General features: G+C 48.4%; 15 protein-coding genes and 1 pseudogene. 4 read left to right on the plus strand and 12 right to left on the minus strand.

Annotated elements, in window-relative coordinates; all coding sequences use genetic code 11:
• Window positions 1–37 precede the first annotated feature (37 nt).
• Window positions 38–355 carry a hypothetical protein gene (locus F4X88_02135; protein ID MYA55070.1) on the plus strand — a complete coding sequence of 106 codons (318 nt, stop codon included), beginning with the start codon at window positions 38–40 and terminating at the stop codon, window positions 353–355.
• A gap of 30 nt (window positions 356–385) precedes the next feature.
• Here the strand turns inward: F4X88_02135 and F4X88_02140 are convergent, their stop codons facing one another.
• The 3 genes and pseudogenes from F4X88_02140 to F4X88_02150 all read right to left on the minus strand — a co-directional run bounded on the left by F4X88_02140 (window position 386) and on the right by F4X88_02150 (window position 2695).
• On the minus strand, window positions 386–1621 hold the full coding sequence (locus tag F4X88_02140) for a hypothetical protein (protein ID MYA55071.1): 1236 nt from the start codon (window positions 1619–1621) through the stop codon (window positions 386–388).
• A 227-nt stretch (window positions 1622–1848) separates the two neighbouring features.
• A complete protein-coding gene (locus tag F4X88_02145; protein ID MYA55072.1) occupies window positions 1849–2457 on the minus strand; it encodes a hypothetical protein in 609 nt (202 codons plus the stop codon).
• Window positions 2458–2608: 151 nt separating this feature from the next.
• Window positions 2609–2695, minus strand: a pseudogene (locus F4X88_02150) (flagellar assembly protein H).
• A 732-nt stretch (window positions 2696–3427) separates the two neighbouring features.
• Here F4X88_02150 and ftsY point away from each other — a divergent pair.
• Entirely contained in the window at window positions 3428–4417 is a 990-nt protein-coding gene (gene ftsY, locus F4X88_02155) for a signal recognition particle-docking protein FtsY (protein MYA55073.1), read from the plus strand.
• 87 nt (window positions 4418–4504) lie between these two features.
• Here the strand turns inward: ftsY and F4X88_02160 are convergent, their stop codons facing one another.
• From F4X88_02160 to F4X88_02200, 9 genes are all read right to left on the minus strand, one after another.
• The gene (locus F4X88_02160; protein MYA55074.1) at window positions 4505–5119 is read right to left on the minus strand and encodes a sigma-70 family RNA polymerase sigma factor; all 615 of its coding nucleotides are present in this window, start codon (window positions 5117–5119) and stop codon (window positions 4505–4507) included.
• Between the two features lie 137 nt (window positions 5120–5256).
• Window positions 5257–6135: a MarR family transcriptional regulator gene (locus F4X88_02165; protein ID MYA55075.1), complete on the minus strand. Its 879-nt coding sequence runs from the start codon at window positions 6133–6135 to the stop codon at window positions 5257–5259.
• A 264-nt stretch (window positions 6136–6399) separates the two neighbouring features.
• Window positions 6400–8133, minus strand: a complete 1734-nt coding sequence (locus tag F4X88_02170) for an ABC-F family ATP-binding cassette domain-containing protein (protein ID MYA55076.1) — start codon at window positions 8131–8133, stop codon at window positions 6400–6402.
• Window positions 8134–8136: 3 nt separating this feature from the next.
• Entirely contained in the window at window positions 8137–9096 is a 960-nt protein-coding gene (locus F4X88_02175; GenBank protein MYA55077.1) for a homoserine kinase, read from the minus strand.
• Window positions 9097–9116: 20 nt separating this feature from the next.
• Window positions 9117–9653 carry a tetratricopeptide repeat protein gene (locus F4X88_02180; protein MYA55078.1) on the minus strand — a complete coding sequence of 179 codons (537 nt, stop codon included), beginning with the start codon at window positions 9651–9653 and terminating at the stop codon, window positions 9117–9119.
• Between the two features lie 50 nt (window positions 9654–9703).
• The gene (locus F4X88_02185) at window positions 9704–9883 is read right to left on the minus strand and encodes a hypothetical protein (protein ID MYA55079.1); all 180 of its coding nucleotides are present in this window, start codon (window positions 9881–9883) and stop codon (window positions 9704–9706) included.
• Between the two features lie 35 nt (window positions 9884–9918).
• Entirely contained in the window at window positions 9919–11202 is a 1284-nt protein-coding gene (locus F4X88_02190; GenBank protein ID MYA55080.1) for a beta-lactamase family protein, read from the minus strand.
• Between the two features lie 117 nt (window positions 11203–11319).
• Window positions 11320–12543, minus strand: a complete 1224-nt coding sequence (locus F4X88_02195) for a DUF790 family protein (protein MYA55081.1) — start codon at window positions 12541–12543, stop codon at window positions 11320–11322.
• Window positions 12544–12550: 7 nt separating this feature from the next.
• A complete protein-coding gene (locus F4X88_02200; protein MYA55082.1) occupies window positions 12551–13954 on the minus strand; it encodes a DEAD/DEAH box helicase in 1404 nt (467 codons plus the stop codon).
• Window positions 13955–14190: 236 nt separating this feature from the next.
• Between F4X88_02200 and F4X88_02205 the strand changes: the two genes are divergently transcribed.
• Together F4X88_02205 and F4X88_02210 are read left to right on the plus strand one after the other, a co-directional pair.
• Window positions 14191–15138: a D-2-hydroxyacid dehydrogenase gene (locus F4X88_02205; GenBank protein ID MYA55083.1), complete on the plus strand. Its 948-nt coding sequence runs from the start codon at window positions 14191–14193 to the stop codon at window positions 15136–15138.
• Complete coding sequence (locus tag F4X88_02210; protein ID MYA55084.1) at window positions 15029–17134, plus strand: HEAT repeat domain-containing protein; 2106 nt, start codon at window positions 15029–15031, stop codon at window positions 17132–17134. The genes F4X88_02205 and F4X88_02210 overlap by 110 nt, the downstream gene beginning before the upstream one ends.
• The last annotated feature ends 326 nt before the right edge of the window (window positions 17135–17460 follow it).

Genomic DNA, 17460 nt, shown 5'->3' on the forward strand with positions numbered 1-17460 from the left:
TCATCGCTACAAGCATTAAACAACTCTTTGGAGAACAATAGCAACTTGGGTTATTTTTAGGAATATATTGTTCGGCTTTACAGAATATATCGCAAAAATAGTGCCGCTCAGTAACTGGATTGGCAGAGAAGATACTGGATTCTTTCACGGTTGGACAACCTTTTATTGGGCATGGTGGATTGCATGGGCGCCATTTATAGGCACTTTCATTGCTCACATCTCAAAAGGACGCACGGTTCGGGAATTTATTATTTTCGTGCTTTTGTTGCCTACATTGTTATGCTTAATCAATAAAATAAAATGGTGGCAGAATGGCTCTGTCACCATTTTAGAGGGTAAAATTGGTTTTGAATAGAATAAATACCTTGATGCCGTGCCAAAGTCTTTAGAACCAGAATCGTGACATCAAAATAATCTGGTCTGTCCCCTGAAGTTGGCGCAATGTGCCTTTATCTTTAGTGGCATCATCGGCATTGTGGTCAGCATTGGCGAGGTTCGCCCAGTAAAAGAGAGAAATTGCCCCGTTTTCGATAAAATTGTACTGCGCACTGAGTGTAACCCGTTGGCTTGCATCTCCCTTAACCCTTCGATCTGGGTCAAACAAACCGTATCGACCGGCGACGGTGAATTGGGGAAGAATGCGATATTTTGCCCCAACGTAATACCCCTTTGAATCAACAGCATCCGGTGTGAAAGCCGCGACCTCTCCGCTATTTCCAAAATTGAATTCACCCTCAATACTCACCCCTGCGTAGGAAGCAGTGAGGAATGCCCCGATGAGTCGTTCCCAGTCTTCGGTTGATTTTTCAAGGATTGCGGATACGCCTGCTCGAATTGGGCCGAGCTGTGCACCAAGAGTCCCGAGTCCGCCTTTCGCTGCGGTGGTATTGGTATTAAAGAAAGCGGCATTGTAGAAAATTTGCCCAGCACTCCCACCCATTTCGACCCCGACATCCCGTTTATTAGAACCGAGTCCATACCCTTCCCGAACAAGAATGTTATGATCTTTCTGTTTGATAGCGAAGGGCAGTCGAAATTGTCCGACTTTGACATAGAGATGCTTTGGAATCGCATCTACCGTTGCAAACGCATTCATCGTTGTCCCGGCGTTGTTGGACAGGGTAAGCCGGACGTGTTCAGAGGCTTCTGCGTTGAAGGTTACTTCCGCTTGCATGAGCAGAAATCTGTCGACGGAAGAGTGGCATGAATTACATCCAGCGATGGCATTCTCTGCTTCGTTGACATGTGTTGTTTTGATAAAAGCTGTCTGGAAATCAAAGGAGGTTGTGAGTCGTTTGACGACCTCCTTAACTTCTTCAGTCACGGCTTCCATGTCGAAATCTTCGGGGAATTCAAAATAGTTCTCTTCAAAAATTTCGCCGACCCGATTTCGGGGTCCACCGCCCGCCGGGTCAAGATGACAAAAACTGCACTCTTTCTCAAGTTCGGTTGCAAACTCAGGTCGTGCCTCTACGGTGGTCGGGAAAAAAAGACTGATCGAGACACTCGCTATGAACGCGAGCCAGGGAAACAGTGATATACCTCTGGATATATCCGACGATTTTGGGAGTAGAGTGGTATTACTCAGGTATCTCGTCCAGTCGTTAGCGTATGAATTCAAAAGATGCTCCTTATCTTTTAACGTGAGTTTGATAAAAGTGGGAAATCAACGGTATTCATGCTATAAAGCATGAACCGGGGTTTCGCTACTGCTATTTGGTTAGAAAGTGTCTTCAAGAAGAGCGTATCTGTCCAAATTATGCGTTTTTTCGGTTGTTTTCCCGGTCTACCTGGGGAAACACCCAAGCAAAAACACCTACAGATTTATTTTCAAACTGGCGTTATCTTTTAATCAAGTTCCGTGAAAACGTAATCGATGTCTTCAACTCGGGCATGACATCCCCAACAGATCCGGTCTTGCGCTATGACGCTGAATTCAGCATCTGGTGCGTTTCGGACGTATTCAATAAACTGCCAATCGTTGTGATCGGGGTCGGTGCCTGCTTTTTTCCGCATAATCGCAATAAGCCCGATATAATCCTTACCCGGACGAATCGCGTCTTTTACGACGATACTTCCATCTGGATATGGGAGCTGCTGGGTTCCGTTCGGTGCAATGGTGTCCCGTGTTTGATTAACGTAAACGTTTTTTGTTCCGTTGTGTGGGTCACCACCGGGTACAGGCGGGATGGGTTCTGCGTTTAATTTGAGCCATTGTGTGTAACCTGCTACATCATCCGGTAAGCCGGGGAGTGCTACTGCCGGTTCTGTAGGTTGAATAGGTTCTTCTATGGTCATGGTTTCTTCTTCGGATTTTTCAATGATTTCTTCCAATTGTTCGCTGGCACAGGCAGTGAAAAGCAGCGCTATTGCCAGGACAGCCAGCAAGTTCTGTAAGAACGGTGTTTTGCTTGGGGATTTCTTCGGATTTGCCCGAATTCCCGTATACGTTTTCATGATGAATACCTCGTTTTTCAAAAGTGTCTGTAGATGCGGATTCCGGTTCCCGATACGCCTATTTTTCCGAGCCGTTTTGTGGCATACCGGGTAGCGGTTCCGTAAAGGGTTCACCGCGCGCCTCGGCGGCTTTTCGGCGACTGTCCCACGCGGCGATCTCCCGATAAACCTCTGCTATACCTTCGGTTTTACCTTCGGCTATACCTTCGGCTTTACCTTCGGCTTTTGCAGCCTCTATACGTTTTTCTTGTCTCGCGAGATACCAATCTGACAATAACATGATAAGATCAATGCCTCCTATGATGATAGCAACTATCATACCGTTGACCGGTATAAATGCCGAAATGTCCTTTACGACGTTCTGAACAGAAACATGTCCGTTCCAGCCCGTACTTATTTCATAATGCAATGCGATGTAGCTATAGATAATACCGAAACTCGAAATCAGGAACAGCACAAAACCTGTTTTTCCAGTCTTCCAGAAATCCCGCACAGTCTTCCACAATCCGTACCCTTTGTTCAAAATATCCTCCTCGCGATTCCATCCTATATAAATATAGCATCTATAAGAAAAAATTTCAAACAAATAGGATTACAGCCCCTTATAGGAGCGATCTCCGAATCGCGACATCGCCCGTAGTCCTCACAGAAAATCGAAAAATTGAATGTCGCCACGTTTCTCCGAAAGCTGTTGACATAAAGAGAACTTTTGTGCATAATGATTCACATAGCTAACTTGATTTTTTTACTACGATCGATCCGACGTTTGATGACAGGCTCAGGATAACGTATGATACTGCAAGAGCGCGCGGGTTATGGAAAAATACTTAGGCAGACACGAATATGTCTGAGTACTGGGCGCAAGGTGTAGGTACTTGGTTTCACGCGAATCCAGGGTTTCAGTCTGCTGCGACGCGGGCAGCTCAAAAGGCATAGGTCAAAGAAAAAATAAGGAAAAAAAGGAAAGATAATGCTCAGAAATTTATTCAAAGGTAGTGATAAAAGCCACGATGAATCCGAGGGTGTAGATGAACAGAGGAGTTGGTTTGATCGGCTTAAGTCCGGCTTGACAAAAACCCGGGACCAGTTCCTATCCCAATTATCAGGACTCCTACGGGTTGGAAGAAGAATCGACGAGGATTTGATGGAAGAAATCGAAGAAATTTTAATCCAGTCAGATGTGGGGGTTGATACAACCCTGACCCTAATGGATAACGTTAGGGAGCGGGTGAAGTCAGAAGGCTTAAGCGATTCTTCAGAGTTGGCATCCGTCCTAAAATCGGAAATTCTCAATTTGCTTGGAGCGGATGTGCCGTTGCGAATTAAAGATGAAAAGCCGTATACGATTTTAGTGTTGGGTGTCAATGGTGCAGGTAAAACGACAACTATCGGTAAACTTGCCAGTCGCTTTATCGCGGACGGACACCGCGTGCTTGTTGCCGCGGGGGATACGTTCCGTGCAGCAGCCGAGGATCAGCTCGGTATTTGGTGTGAACGTGCTGGAGCAGAACTCATCCGGGGCGGCGAAAATGCTGAACCCGCCTCTGTCGTCTTCGATGCGATTCACGCCGCGAAACATCGCGATGCCGATGTACTCATCGTAGACACTGCCGGTAGACTGCATACCAAAAAACCGCTGATGGATGAATTGTCGAAGATTGGACGTGTGATGGGACGCGCACATACCGGGGCCCCCCATGAGGTCCTCTTGGTCGTTGATGGGACGGTTGGTCAAAATGCGCTGATGCAGGCGAAAATTTTCAATGATGCAGTGCCGATTACAGGGGTAGTCGTTACAAAACTTGATGGCACTGCCAAAGGGGGGATTGTCATCGCGGTGAATGCGGAAATCGGCGCGCCTGTCAAACTCATCGGCATTGGTGAGAAGCTCGACGATTTGCGAGATTTCGCGGGGACAGATTTCGTTGAAGCCCTCTTTGCAGAGGAAACAGCAGAATAACCATCAGCAGTCAGGGGTTGGGAAACCCAACCCCTACGCAAACGGGATTGCTCGTAGGGGCGAGGTCCCCTCGCCCGTTTCTTGCTATTAGGAATCTGTTTCTCGTAGATAGGGGCGGAGATGTTTGCGAAGATTACGATGCGCGTGGAGCAGATGGGCTTTGACTGTTCCATCGGATCGTCCAACGGTCGCTGCAATATCTTTAAGTGATAACCCGTCCCAGTGCCGTAAAATGAAGATTTGTCGTTGTTTTGGCGGAAGCCGACGGACAGCTTTCCGGATATGGGCCCTTAACTCCTTATTTTCCATTGCTTTTGCGGGTGATTCTGAGCGCGGATCCGGGATATTGGACATCGGCAGTTCCTCGGAGTCATCGGAGTCGTATAGGAGGACTTCCGATCTTGCTTTTTTCCGTAGGAAATCGATACAGAGATTCACCGTGATTCGGTAAAGCCAACTGTAAAACTGACACTGACTCTTAAAGTCGCCTAATCCTTGATATGCGCGTATGAAAGCGTCTTGTGTCAAGTCCGATGCATCTTCTGGGTTTGGGACGAAGCGTTGCACCAAACGATAGGTGCGTTTTTGGTAGCGGGTAAAGAGCATGTCAAATGCGGCGGTGTCGCCTTGTTGAAATCGCTCGATTAGTTCAACGTCCTCGTTACATTCTGGAGGGATGCTTTCTGGGCTTTGGGACTGCATGTTCTCCTCTTAAGCGTCATTGACCGGGAAAGCGGTTTCTAACTTTGTTAGGTTCTGACAGCGAAGTTGCTATACGAACATCGCTAAACCCCATTATTGGAAATCAGAAACACAAGTGGTCATTGACAAAATGGAAGTCACTGATTCGTTTGTTTGTAGACACTGCGAAACCAACGTTTATATCTCTGGCTGTCTTGAACCATCTGTTGTAGGACAATTAATTCTTCGTCTTCTTCGGCATGTGGATTCGTCTCAAGCAACGATAACAATTCCTCATAGACCAGGGCATCTTCGTGGATGAGTGATGAGAGGAGTCTCTCGAAATTCTCACCATGTCCGAGCATTGCCAACAGTTGGTTCGTATGGCGTATCTCCTCAGAAGCAGCTTGGTTCAAGTACGCTGCAAGTTCATGTTCGTTGCGTTTTTCGGCGATTTGTGCGAGAATCAATCGCATCCCGACAAGTTTGAGTTTTGCTTGTGCCAGTTCGTCCAGATCCGCTTCAAGCCGTTTTTGTAGATGGTCCGCGTCACGTGGATGTAACTGTGCATAGCTTGGCCACACCGGCTTCGCCATCACCTGTTTCAGCCGTTTTAGGCTGTCAATCAGGGTTTCCTGCTCTTGTGGGGATAATTGTCCAAAAGTACTTTCCCAAAAGTTTGTCTCGTGGACGACGCGTTCTCGGAAAAGTTTTTCAGACTGCGGGGTAAGTTGAATTCGCGCACGTCTCCGATCCTTATCACATTTCCGACGGACTACCCAACCGTGCCGTTCAAGACGACTCACTAAAGCGGATGTTGTATTATGGGCAAGACCCAAATGCTCGCCGAGTTCGCTCACTGACATACCTGCCTCGCGCCCATACCAATGAAGATGTTGGAGAGCGTTGAACTGGACAATCGTCAGGCGATTGGGGACGACTTCCTGAATAAACCTGGATTTGACAGCCGCTTGCGCATGACGCATCACACGCATCACGACATCAATTTCATTATGGAATTCCTGGTCTTTAGACATATTTTGGCGATACTTTCAAGCCAAACTTACTGTTGAGTGAAAGTCGGCGGTGTTAGGTAATGCTTTCAAACCCCTATTAAATCACAAAAAGTTATTATGTCCTATATTGGACATATTTTCCATCGTATACGATAGAATAATTATACACCGACTTTATCCAGATGTCAAATTAAACTGGAAAAAAATGGTAATTTTCCGGAGTTTTTCGTCCAAACTCGGTGTTTGACTAAAAATTATCTGCATTTTTTCCGAAATTGGCGGTTTTTAATTGCTGCCGACAAGGCGTTGTGCCTTCATCTTTCGCTTTCGCTTCGCTTTTGACTTAGGTTTCGGTGCGTTCGTTTGGATGTGCTGCGCTTCTTGATTATTTTTGATTGGTTGATTCACTTGAAGGACTTGTTGCTGCTGTGCCACATACTCAGCGTAGTTGCCTTCAAAAAGTTCAGCTGTCCCTCCGGGTTTACCGTCAAAGATTAGCAATTTTGTTGTGAGGCTGTTCAGCAGGTACCGATCGTGAGAAATAATAAAGAGCGTTGCTGGATATTCCGCCAGTGCTGCTTCCAATGCCTCGCGTGCCGGGATGTCGAGATGGTTCGTTGGTTCATCAAGGAGGAGGACATTCGCATGCGCTAATAGTAACTTCGCGAGTAGCACACGGCTCTGTTCTCCGCCGCTTAGGTTTCCGATCCTTTTGAACACATCATCACCGGAAAATAGAAACTTACCCAAGAAGTTACGTATTTCGCCTTGTGTATGTTTCGGTCGAAGTGCCCAGATTTCGTCAATAATTTCGTTGTCTGGGTTGAGTCCCTCCAATTCCTGTGCATAGTACCCAAGCTTAAGTGTGGGACCTACCCACATTTCTCCCTCGGTTGGTGCTTCGTCGCCTAAAATCATTCGGAAGAACGTTGTTTTTCCAGTGCCGTTCGCCCCAATAATTCCGATAATATCGCGGCGGTATACCTCAAAATTCAAATCCGTGAAAATGACCTTGTCGCCGAATGCTTTGCCAACCTTTTGGCATCGGAGGATGTCGTTTCCACCACGGGTTTCGGGCATGAAACTGAGGCTGAGGGTGGGCGCATCGGATTTCGGTTTTTCAACTCTTTCCAAGCGATTCAGTTTTTTCTGTCTACCTTGTGCCTCTCGTGTGCGTTGCCCTGCCATGTTACGGCGGATAAAGTCCTCTTCGTGTTCAATGAACGCCTGCTGTTTTTTGAATGCTCGTTCTGCGACTAATTGTTCAACCCTTTTCGTTTCGACGTACTTGGAGTAGTTTCCACGATAAATTTTTATCTGATGTTCTTCGAGTTCCCAAACTTTGCGGACGACCTTATCTAAGAAGTACCGATCGTGAGAAACAACGAGGACTGCGCCGTTGTATTCAACGTTGAGATAGTTTTCGAGCCACTCAATTCCGTTGATGTCAAGGTGATTTGTGGGCTCATCAAAAAGCAGGAGATCTGGCTTTTCAAGGAGCAGCTTTGCGAGTGTCGCTCGGCTTTTCTGTCCACCGCTGAGAACACGAATCGGGAGATTGAAGTCGAGTTCACTAAAACCCAAGCCGCCGAGGATACGATTGATCTCGTGTTCATAATCGTAGCCTCCGAGTTGTTCGTGCTGTTCTTGAATCCGAGCGTATGCTGCTAAGAGGTCGGGTGCCTCTTCTGTTTCCATCTCCTCTGCGAGCAAAAGCATCTTGTCTTCAAGTGTCCGCCGTTTTTCAAAAACCTTGAGCATCTCTTGCCTGAGGGTGCAGTCATGTGCGAGATCCGGTTCTTGACTGAGGTAACCGATGCGTAAGCCCTTTGCTGAGACAACTTTCCCTTTAAAATTAGCAAGCAGACCGTTTATAATTTTAAGTAACGTTGTTTTACCTGTTCCGTTACGGCCAATTAATCCGATTCGGTCTCCGTGCTCAATTGAAACCGAAATATCGTCGAGAATCAGGTCTGGATCGTACAATTTGGTGATGTGTTCTAATCGTATTAAGGACATCTTTTAATTTTCCCTTGCGGAGGAATGTCGGACGCTTAGACTTTTATGAAGTTTAAATTGAGTACTGCGGGTAATCATTTCCTGATATGTGTTAGCGCGATGTGCGTCTGGACGACGGATGTTAAATTGCCTGAATCGCCAGAACGCTATGGAGAGGGCGGCATACTCAACAAAGCAGTCTAAGGACTGCCACTCACTTTCTGTCAAAGGACGCCCTGCGTTGTAAGCGTCTAAAAACCGCTGTGCAGCCCCAAGGTTTAGCCGATTCTCCGGTGTATAACAACACCCGATAAGCGTCATTCCAACATCGATTAACAATGTATCATAACATCCCTCCTCGAAGTCGAGGATCGCGACCATCTGATTGCCGTCGAAAAGGGTATTATCCAAAAAAAGGTCTCCGTGGAGAAGTCCCATCGGAAGTCGCGCATTGAGTTGGGATTCCATCGATGCCAATTGCGATTTCAACGATTCAACGAAGGGATGCGTGGCGAAGGGTGTGCCTTGGACCTCCTCGAAAAAAGGGATCATTTGTGAAATTCCCATTGCGAATCGGGGCAATTTCGCAATCGGTGGAATACAATGCAGCTGTGCCAACGCTTCACCGAGGTGTGTCAGCGTATCCGGTGAGGAGCGTGGTTGTTCCCCTTGCAGGAAAGGGTAGAGCATTACGCTGCCGAATGTTTCGTGGGTGAGGTATTTCCGGTCTTTCGTTGGGATAGGGTATACCGTCGGATAAGCATACTGGTGGAGATGTTGCAACAGTTCGATTTGCATGTTAAGTTCTGCTGGATCTTTTTCATCGCAGATTTTGAGCAGAAACACCCCCGCTGTGGTTGTTAGTTTAAAGTTACTGTTCCCGAATCCACCGGGGATCTCTTCAAGTTTCAGCGGTGTGCCAATCGAATATTGTGAGACAATACGCGCGAGTTCTGTAGGTGAAAGGGTTGTGTAGCGTGCCATATCTTCCGGTTGTGGTCTTGCTAATTCGATTCAGTGTTTTTCTCTAATTCTCGAAATTCTGGAGAGTTACGAATGTTGTCAAAGGCAGGTTCCGTTTTCGCTGCGGAAAGTGCTGCCTCGTCCACGCGAATTGCCTCACGCAACGAAGCGATTGAGAGCCCTTTTTCTGCCTTGTGTGAATAGGCAACCGCGAGGTTGTAGTGTGCCTTCGCGAAGTCAACATCTAACTGCGTGGCGCGTTCCCAGGCTTGAATCGCTTTGTCGAGTTCGCCCAAATTTCCATAGACAACGCCTAATGTGAAAAACGGCATGACCCACCCAGGTTCATTCTCGATTGCCAAGCTGAGTTCCATGATGGCTTGTCCAAAGTTGCCATCGTTGGCATACGCCATGCCCCAATTATAGTGTGCGACGGCAACGGGGTTCGGTTTGGGGACGTCCGTGCTTTGTGAATAAGGGATCGCTTTCGGACCGCATGCAATGAAACAAAGCATCAAACCTACAATTAACATTAACCCACCAAAGCGTAATTTGTTCAATCCGTATAGAAAAGTCATAATTTTCCCTCCATCACTTCGTTAAATATTAGCAAAAGATGGGATTGGAATCAAGGTGTCTCCGATTTTTCTACGTAAATGGCGTAGACTTTCGGGTCTTCTGGGCGGATTCCGGCGTAATTCAGCCTGATTCGGATTGTTCCATTTCTCCCATCAATCCGTTTCCCTTTTTTCCATGCCACCGTCTTCTGATCTGTACTGACCTGTTCGGGATTGTTTTTGATAATCATGTTGTAGTTGTCGGTTATCAGTCTTCAGTTGTCAGTTAAAGAGGTTTCTGGTGTACATCAGGCGTTTCTTTTAAAATTGCGGCGTAGATGAGCGGTTTAAGGGTCTGGCTCAATTCGGAAAATGGGATATGTTGTGCGAGGGTGATTGCCACCAATTCATCTCGCGGTGAAATCCAGAATTCGGTGCTTGTCCCGCCAATCCAGCCGTATTCATCCACTTGGGAAGCGGGTATCCAGTCCGTCTGCTGGACGCGAACTGAGACACCGAGTCCGAAACCGAGTCCGGCGTAACGTTCATCCGGTTTTTTATCCAACGGTATCAAATGCGCTGGTAAATGATTGCGCGTCATCAATTCGACGGATTCAGACTTCAGGAGTTGTTTTCCCTCAAGTGTGCCTCTGCCTGAGAGCATCAGACACAATCGGGTGAAATCAGCAGCGGTAGAGACCAAGCCACCACCGGCAGATAGGAATTTCGGTTTCTGCATGAAACTATTTTTGGATACATGACCTGTTCCGCCCTCCGGAGCATCGATCGTTTGCAGACCTCCGCCCGGTTTTGGACCGTACATATTCGCGAACCGATCTATCTTCTCCTTTGGCACGTAAAATCCGGTATCGGGCATACCTAACGGTTGGAAGATCCGATCGGCTAAAAACACATCAAAGGGCTGACCGGAAACTACCTCAATCAATCTACCCAAGACATCTGCGGCGATGCTATAGTGCCATTTCGTTCCGGGTGGGTACAACAACGGAATCCTGCCGAGCCTCTCAACCATCTCCTGTAGGTCGCACGCATGCAGACGGTGCAGACCTGCCTCGCGGTAACGTTTGTCGACTGCGGTTTGGCCTGCCATATATCGTGCGGCACCCGGCAATCCCGCGGTATGGCGCATCAGATCTCGAACAGTCATATCCCGATCGGCTTCAACCAACCTGAGTGATTCTCCATCTGCATCTACTGCTACTTTCAGCCCATCTAATTCGGGGAGGTAGGTCGAAGTCGGGGCATCCAGTTGTAGTTTTCCTTCCTCACAGAGCATCATCACTGCCACTGCAGCGATCGGTTTGGTCATTGAATAGATACGGAAGATCGTATCTTTTTGCATCGGCTTATTCGCTGCAATGTCCATCATACCGGATGCCTTAAAGTATACCACTTTACCACGCCGTGCCACAACTGTGACCGCACCCGCGAGTCGTTCTCCGTCAATAAACTTTTGCGAAGTCGTAGAGATACACGCAAGTCGTTTCGCTGAGAGCCCTACCTCGTGCGGTGCCGCGGTTAGATTGGAAGTTAGTTCTACGGTGTCCATAATGGCGTTCTATTTTTCAGGAGAGTTTCGAGTGCTAAGGATTCACGGGTTTCTCCTGTTAAGGATACCACATCAACGATAGAATGTCACATTTTTTGAGCAATATGTCTTCTTAGGCTATACAAGGGCTTTCAGGATTGGGAGTAAGGTGCGTATGGTTGGAACCTCTCGAAATATGAAGCCAAACTGTGAGAAATACGCAGAGGCCGCGAGTGCGTCAGCGATAAGCGGCTTTTTTTCCAGTTCCTTTGAGACCCCGAGGATAAGAGATACATCTCTCTGTTCGGCGAGCGTGTTGAGTCGCGCGATGAGATGTCCTTGGTGCCACGGATGAAATAACTCAATGGCGGTCTCTACACCACTTTTATGAACGAGTTGATAGTCTGGGAAGCAGTAGAGATCGCCCGGTAAAGGGAGGAACTGACTGCCGGGACGGATCTGCCAGTCATCGGTTTTGTTACCGAGCATTGTCTGAAAGAGTTGAATATCTTCAGGGATGTAGGCGAGGAACTGTTGCGAAATCGGCTTAATCCCGCACGATTCATCGAGAGATAATCGCCAGCCAGTATTTCGGAACTGGATCTCCGCGGTGAGTTCCCATTTCGGTTGATGCAGCACGGCGACGAAGAAATTCGCCAAATTCATGCCGTATCGTTTTGTTTTGTAAAAGAGATTGAGCGGTCCGTCCACCGTAATCTGATAGCGTTCTTCTTCTTTCCGAATCGTGGAGAGGAGGTGATTGAATCTGAGATACTTGAACAGTTGACGGAGTTCGGCTGTCATGGCGTCGGCGAGTTTTAGCGTGAGACTATTGCTATGGAGAAGTAACCCTTGGACCTGTGCGGTGTTATAGCGGTGGAGCAAGTGTTCAGCAGAAAGCGTCTTGAATGTCAAGACTTGTTGATGACTCGGCAGATCTGCGTAAAGCTTGGCAGTTAGGTCCGCTCCGTCTGTCGGAGCAATTTCTGGTTGCGATTCCGTCAACACTTTGCCTTGGTAATCGGCGTAATTCTCGAACGTTTCTTGTGAAAGTAGGCGGCTTGTCTCCGTGAAAAGTTTTTGTCGAAATGCGATCAATGCTTCGTTGGGCGTCGTATCAAACTCTGTCCGATCTAACAGGAGTTTTTCGAGTCCACGCTTGACAATAAGTGTTCCCGGTGTGCTATCAATAATGTGCTTGCTGCTTTCCAAAAGCGTCGCGCGTGGCTTGTCTGGCGACTCTTCAAAAACAGCGATTAATTGCTCGGCAATTACCAATAACTGATTATCTGCTGGATTCACAAACTGTGGTAAAATCTGCCCGTTCTGGGTTTTGTAACGGAGCAGATCTTTGGTAAGCATTTTTTAATTATACCTTGCGGTTCGGTGTCCTGTTAGAAGACTGGTAGGCGTGGTGTTGTCTGCGCCGCTTGTTGACATAGTGTTCGCCGGTCTGTTTGGAGATGAGTTCGTAGAGCACGGCTTGTTTGCCTTCTCGCTTGCGGAGGATGCGTCCTAACCGTTGGACGTGTTCTCGGACACTGCCACTCCCAGAGACAATAATGCCGACATTCGCTTCCGGAACATCTACGCCTTCGTTGAGGACTTTAGAAGTGACGAGTATAGAATAGGTGCCATCGCGAAACTTGTTCAAAAAATCATGCCGTTCCTTAAGTTTCGTCTGATGCGTTAGCACTGGTAGAAAGAAACGCGTGCCGAGTTGATACGCCGTGTCGTTGTCCTGTGTAAAGATAAGGATCCGATCCCCGCGGTGCCGCTGAATGAGTTTCCACACCCATTCCTGCTTTGTCGTTGAGGCAAAACTGAGCTGCTTCTGAGCGAGATACGCTTTAAAGACAGCGCGTCCTTCATCTGTTTGAGAGGCTTTCCAGAGGAAATAGTGCCAGCCGCGCGGGGTCCCCATGTTAATGCGCTCCTGTTTAAGGAAGTTTAAATAGGTGCGCCGGGCTTCTTCGTATCGAACCCGCTCCGTATCTTCCATCTCAACCGCAACGGTGACAACTCGGTACTCGGAGAGCGTTTTCCCAGAGAGTTCTTGCACCTTCGCCTCATAACACGGTTCACCGATAAGTGTATAGAGCCGACTTTCTTTTCCATCGGTCCGTTCTGGGGTCGCTGTCAATCCCAGACGAAAAGGAGCAATACTGCTGATGGCGGCATATTGGTACTGATCGCTCGGTAGGTGATGGCATTCATCGAAAATAGCAAAGCCGAACCGATTTCCGTAATAGGGTGCATGCATGACAGCGGATTGATACGTCGTCACAGTGAGATCTCGCAGTTCATGATAACCACCGCCATAAAGTCCCACCTCTTGTCCGAAGTGTTCTTTCAACACGGCATACCATTGCTGCATTAAGTCGATTGTCGGCACGTGCACGAGTGTGGGACGCTGCGTGTCGGCGATGAGCAGAATCGCGATAAAGGTTTTACCGGCACCCGTAGGGAGGCTCACTACACCACGTTTGCCGTTTGCGTGCCACGCGTCTATTGCCTCGGTCTGATAAGGGTAGGGGGACATCGTTTGTTGGTGCGTGAAGGCTTCGACTGTAAACTGCCGCGCCGTGTCCTGATACGCGATGTCGTGTGCGCGCAACTGTGAAACGATATGCCGATAGCGATAGGCAGGCGCACGAAAGGTGAGGGTGCGTTCATCCCAACGGAGATCTGGCAATCGGGTTTCGAGTGTCTCTGGAACGTTCTGTAAGATGAGAGTGCCTTTGTCGAAGTTGATTTTGAGTGGCGAGGACATAATATTTTTCTCAACGCTTTAACATAATATTTTTCTCAACGCTTTAACATAATATTTTTCTCAACGCTTTAAATTGAGGGTTTCCATTAGCTGCGAATGCCGTTATTATACCGAAATCCGGTGGGAATTCAAGCGTTTTTTTTATAAGTCTTGACGTTCTGACGCGACTATGCTAAAATGTCCTTATCTTAGTAAAATTTGCAGGGAGGACAGAACCCGTGCCGAAACTCATAATCATGCCGCCACAGGACGCGGAATCACGCGAATGGGCTGAACGTCTCCAGAACGAATTGCCCGCATACACCGTCGTCTTACCAGAGACAGACGAAGCGGTGAACGAACACCTCCCCGATGCAGATGCTGTCTACGGTTGGGTGTCCCCGGAACAACTGCCGTTGGCGAAAAATCTGAAGTGGCTACAGAACCCCGCTGCGGGTCCCTTCCCCGGCTACTATTATCCAGCGTTGATCGAACATCCCGTCGTCGCCTGTAACCCGCGTGGTATCTACAACGACCATATTTCGCAACATATCATGATGTTCGTGCTTGCGCTTTCGCGTGGGCTGCCTTACTATATGGATGCACAACGTGAAGGTGTTTGGGAGAAAGATGCCCGTAAAAGTGGATACATCGACCTTGCACAAGCAACAGCGTTAATCGTTGGTGTTGGCGGTATCGGGCATGAAACCGCACGACTCTGCGATCAATTCGGGATGAAAGTGATCGGTGTCGATCCGAGGTGGGAGTATGAAGTGCCTTTTGTAGAGAAGCACGAACCCGCGGAACTTGACGCACTCCTCCCGCTCGCTGATTTTGTGATAACGACGACACCACACACACCTGAAACTGAAGGAATGTGGCACAAAGACCGTTTCACCCTGATGAAAGGGACAGCTTACTTCATTAACATCGGGCGCGGCAAGACGACAAAACTCGCCGACCTTATTGACGCACTTGAGCAGGGAAGTATTGCGGGCTGCGGCTTAGATGTGTTTGAGGTTGAACCTTTACCTGCTGAAAGTCCATTGTGGCATCTGCCCAATGTGTTAATAACACCACATATCGCTGTGAAAGATGCGGAGAACCTTCTGGGACGGCGGTTTGAGATTCTCTTGGAAAACGCACGTAGGTTTGCCGAAGGGGTGCCGTTGGAGAACGTCGTCAATAAGGCGGCATGGTATTAAAGCATTTCAGAAGGTCGTAGGCACACGCCGTTGTGCCGTGAGAAAAAGAGGTATGAAATTGACAAACAGCACCGTTACACCTCAATATTTGCTTGGAGATGAACAGATTCGCCATTTTATTGTGAATGGATATGTCAACGTCACCGCCGATCTCCCGACGCACATCCACGAAACCATCTACGACAAAACCGACGAACTCTTTGATGGTTCGACGGATTTCCGAGGTGATAGGCAACACAACCCACTCAATAACATTTTGCCGTTAGTGCCGGAACTACAGGTAGTTTTAGAATCGCCAGAGGTGCGCGGGGCGCTCACCAGCATTTTGGGGAACGGTTACGTCATGCACCCGCATCGGCATTGCCATCCCAATTTTGCCGGAAGTACACCGAGCGGAAAGGAAGATGAAGAACGGTTGATGATGCCGCTTCATAAAGATGGGCACGCCGGTGGGAAACGACCGCGTCACCGAACGCCTCGCTGGGCAATTCTTTTCTATTATCCGCAACCCTGTCTTGCCGAGCAGGGACCGACCTGTATCATTCCCGGGACGCAATACCTCCGAGAATTTATGCTGGGTGGCGAGCGTCAACGGCACGAGATACATGCGGCGGGTGGAAACGGGACACGACGCCTTTCCGAAGATTTCCTGAATCGCAATCTTGTCCCGATGTCCGGTGAACTCGGCACGGTGTGGATTATGCACTTTGATATGGTGCATTCGTTCCTGCAGAACTATGTGCCTCTGAATCGCTACGGCATGAAATTCGTCTTTATGCGGACCGAGCAGCCGACAGCACCTTCGTGGAACAGTGAAACCTCTCTGTGGCAACCGCCTGAAGTCAACCACGTTCCTTACGATGCGGAGATCCTCTGGACGTATATCTGGAATTGGATGTCCGGCAAGACGGATTTGTATGAAACCGCTCGTCCAGATACCACGATGGATACAGCATCAGCGATTGCAGCATTAAAAGCAGACGATCCGAACGAGCGTATGAAAGCCGCCAACGAATTGGGTTTTTGGCGTAGCTTGCAAGCCAAAACTTGCTCTAAAAATGTGCGAACAGATGCCGCGGCGGTTGTCTCAGCACTCGTAGATGCCCTCGAGGATAGTTATGAACCCGTCCGTCGGAACGCCATCTATGCCCTCGGGGCGATCGGTGAACCTGCTGTTAAACCCCTCGCTAACGCACTGGATTCAGAAAAAGAGGCGTTTGATATGGAACCGATTCTCCATATCTGTGATGCCGCACACGGACTCGCGGCAACAGGGGCATCCGCTGTGTCTGAACTCATAACGGCTCTACAGGACGAACGCGAGAACGTGCGTGCCTCAGCAGCGTATGCGTTAGGCGAGATGGGTCCCGTCGCAGCAGAGGCGGTTGATACCCTTATTGCGTTGTTAAGGGATGAATCGGCGGAAGTGCGGCGACATGCCACCTCCGCATTGGGCATGATTAAGGTGCCAGTATTGAAGACAGTCCCGGCGTTGGTTGAGGTTCTGGAAGATCGTGAAGACACGGATTTAGCGTTTTTTGCGGCGCAGGCGTTAACCCGTATTGGACCGGATGCAACGGAGGCTATCCCGGCGTTACGAGAAGCGTTGACCAGTGAGTCGGCGTATGTGCGTGGATTCTCTTCGGAGGCATTGGGTCGGATTGGCACTGCTGAAGCATTGCAGGCTCTCGTGCCGTTCCTACGGACCGCGCGTTGGTTTAACTACGTCAAGAAGACCATGCCGGCTTTCAGTATTGCGTTGAAGGACGCAAAATCCGCACCGAGTGATGCCGATTCCCTCACGAAATTGATTCAAGAGTGGGCGAAACAGAAAGACATCCCGTTGCCAGAGACGGAGGCGGTCTCAAAGGACTCCGATACACAATTTCAGGTGACCTTCAGCGATGGCAGGCAGGTGAGTGCACGGGTTGAAGGGAACGTGCTAAACCTCTACCGTAAAACGCGTGTGGAGGCTGGATTTAAGACATATCGTTAAGCAAAAATTCAAGATATGTAGCTCGTAATGAAATTAGGTCCTCCTTAAAATGGCATAATTTGTCTTTGCTTTACATTTGGAGAGCGGATATAAGAAAGACACGTCAAATTTCTAGGGGAAACACCCAAGCAAAAACACCCACAGTGTTTAACCGCAAGGAATAATTAAAAGAATGGATTGTATCTCAATACCTTCGCCAAATTATCCGGGTCTGATTTGATGTGAAGTGAAGTGAATAGCACCGATAGCCGCAAGATGTTCAGCGATGTGTTCAATAACAATCGTTTCAGGTTTTTGCGGAAGTATTTTTAAGGTTTCGTGTAAAT

The organism is Candidatus Poribacteria bacterium (assembly GCA_009839745.1).
Lineage (GTDB): Bacteria > Poribacteria > WGA-4E > WGA-4E > WGA-3G > WGA-3G.

Bases quoted from the DNA above. Each gene is read 5' to 3' on its own strand.
- F4X88_02190 (MYA55080.1), bottom strand. From the start codon at position 11,202: ATGGACACCGTAGAACTAACTTCCAATCTAACCGCGGCACCGCACGAG.
- F4X88_02185 (MYA55079.1), bottom strand. From the start codon at position 9,883: ATGATTATCAAAAACAATCCCGAACAGGTCAGTACAGATCAGAAGACG.
- F4X88_02145 (MYA55072.1), bottom strand. From the start codon at position 2,457: ATGAAAACGTATACGGGAATTCGGGCAAATCCGAAGAAATCCCCAAGC.
- F4X88_02170 (MYA55076.1), bottom strand. From the start codon at position 8,133: ATGTCCTTAATACGATTAGAACACATCACCAAATTGTACGATCCAGAC.
- F4X88_02180 (MYA55078.1), bottom strand. From the start codon at position 9,653: ATGACTTTTCTATACGGATTGAACAAATTACGCTTTGGTGGGTTAATG.
- F4X88_02200 (MYA55082.1), bottom strand. From the start codon at position 13,954: ATGTCCTCGCCACTCAAAATCAACTTCGACAAAGGCACTCTCATCTTA.
- F4X88_02160 (MYA55074.1), bottom strand. From the start codon at position 5,119: ATGCAGTCCCAAAGCCCAGAAAGCATCCCTCCAGAATGTAACGAGGAC.
- F4X88_02210 (MYA55084.1), top strand. From the start codon at position 15,029: ATGCGGAGAACCTTCTGGGACGGCGGTTTGAGATTCTCTTGGAAAACG.
- F4X88_02165 (MYA55075.1), bottom strand. From the start codon at position 6,135: ATGTCTAAAGACCAGGAATTCCATAATGAAATTGATGTCGTGATGCGT.
- F4X88_02205 (MYA55083.1), top strand. From the start codon at position 14,191: ATGCCGCCACAGGACGCGGAATCACGCGAATGGGCTGAACGTCTCCAG.
- ftsY (MYA55073.1), top strand. From the start codon at position 3,428: ATGCTCAGAAATTTATTCAAAGGTAGTGATAAAAGCCACGATGAATCC.
- F4X88_02175 (MYA55077.1), bottom strand. From the start codon at position 9,096: ATGGCACGCTACACAACCCTTTCACCTACAGAACTCGCGCGTATTGTC.
- F4X88_02195 (MYA55081.1), bottom strand. From the start codon at position 12,543: ATGCTTACCAAAGATCTGCTCCGTTACAAAACCCAGAACGGGCAGATT.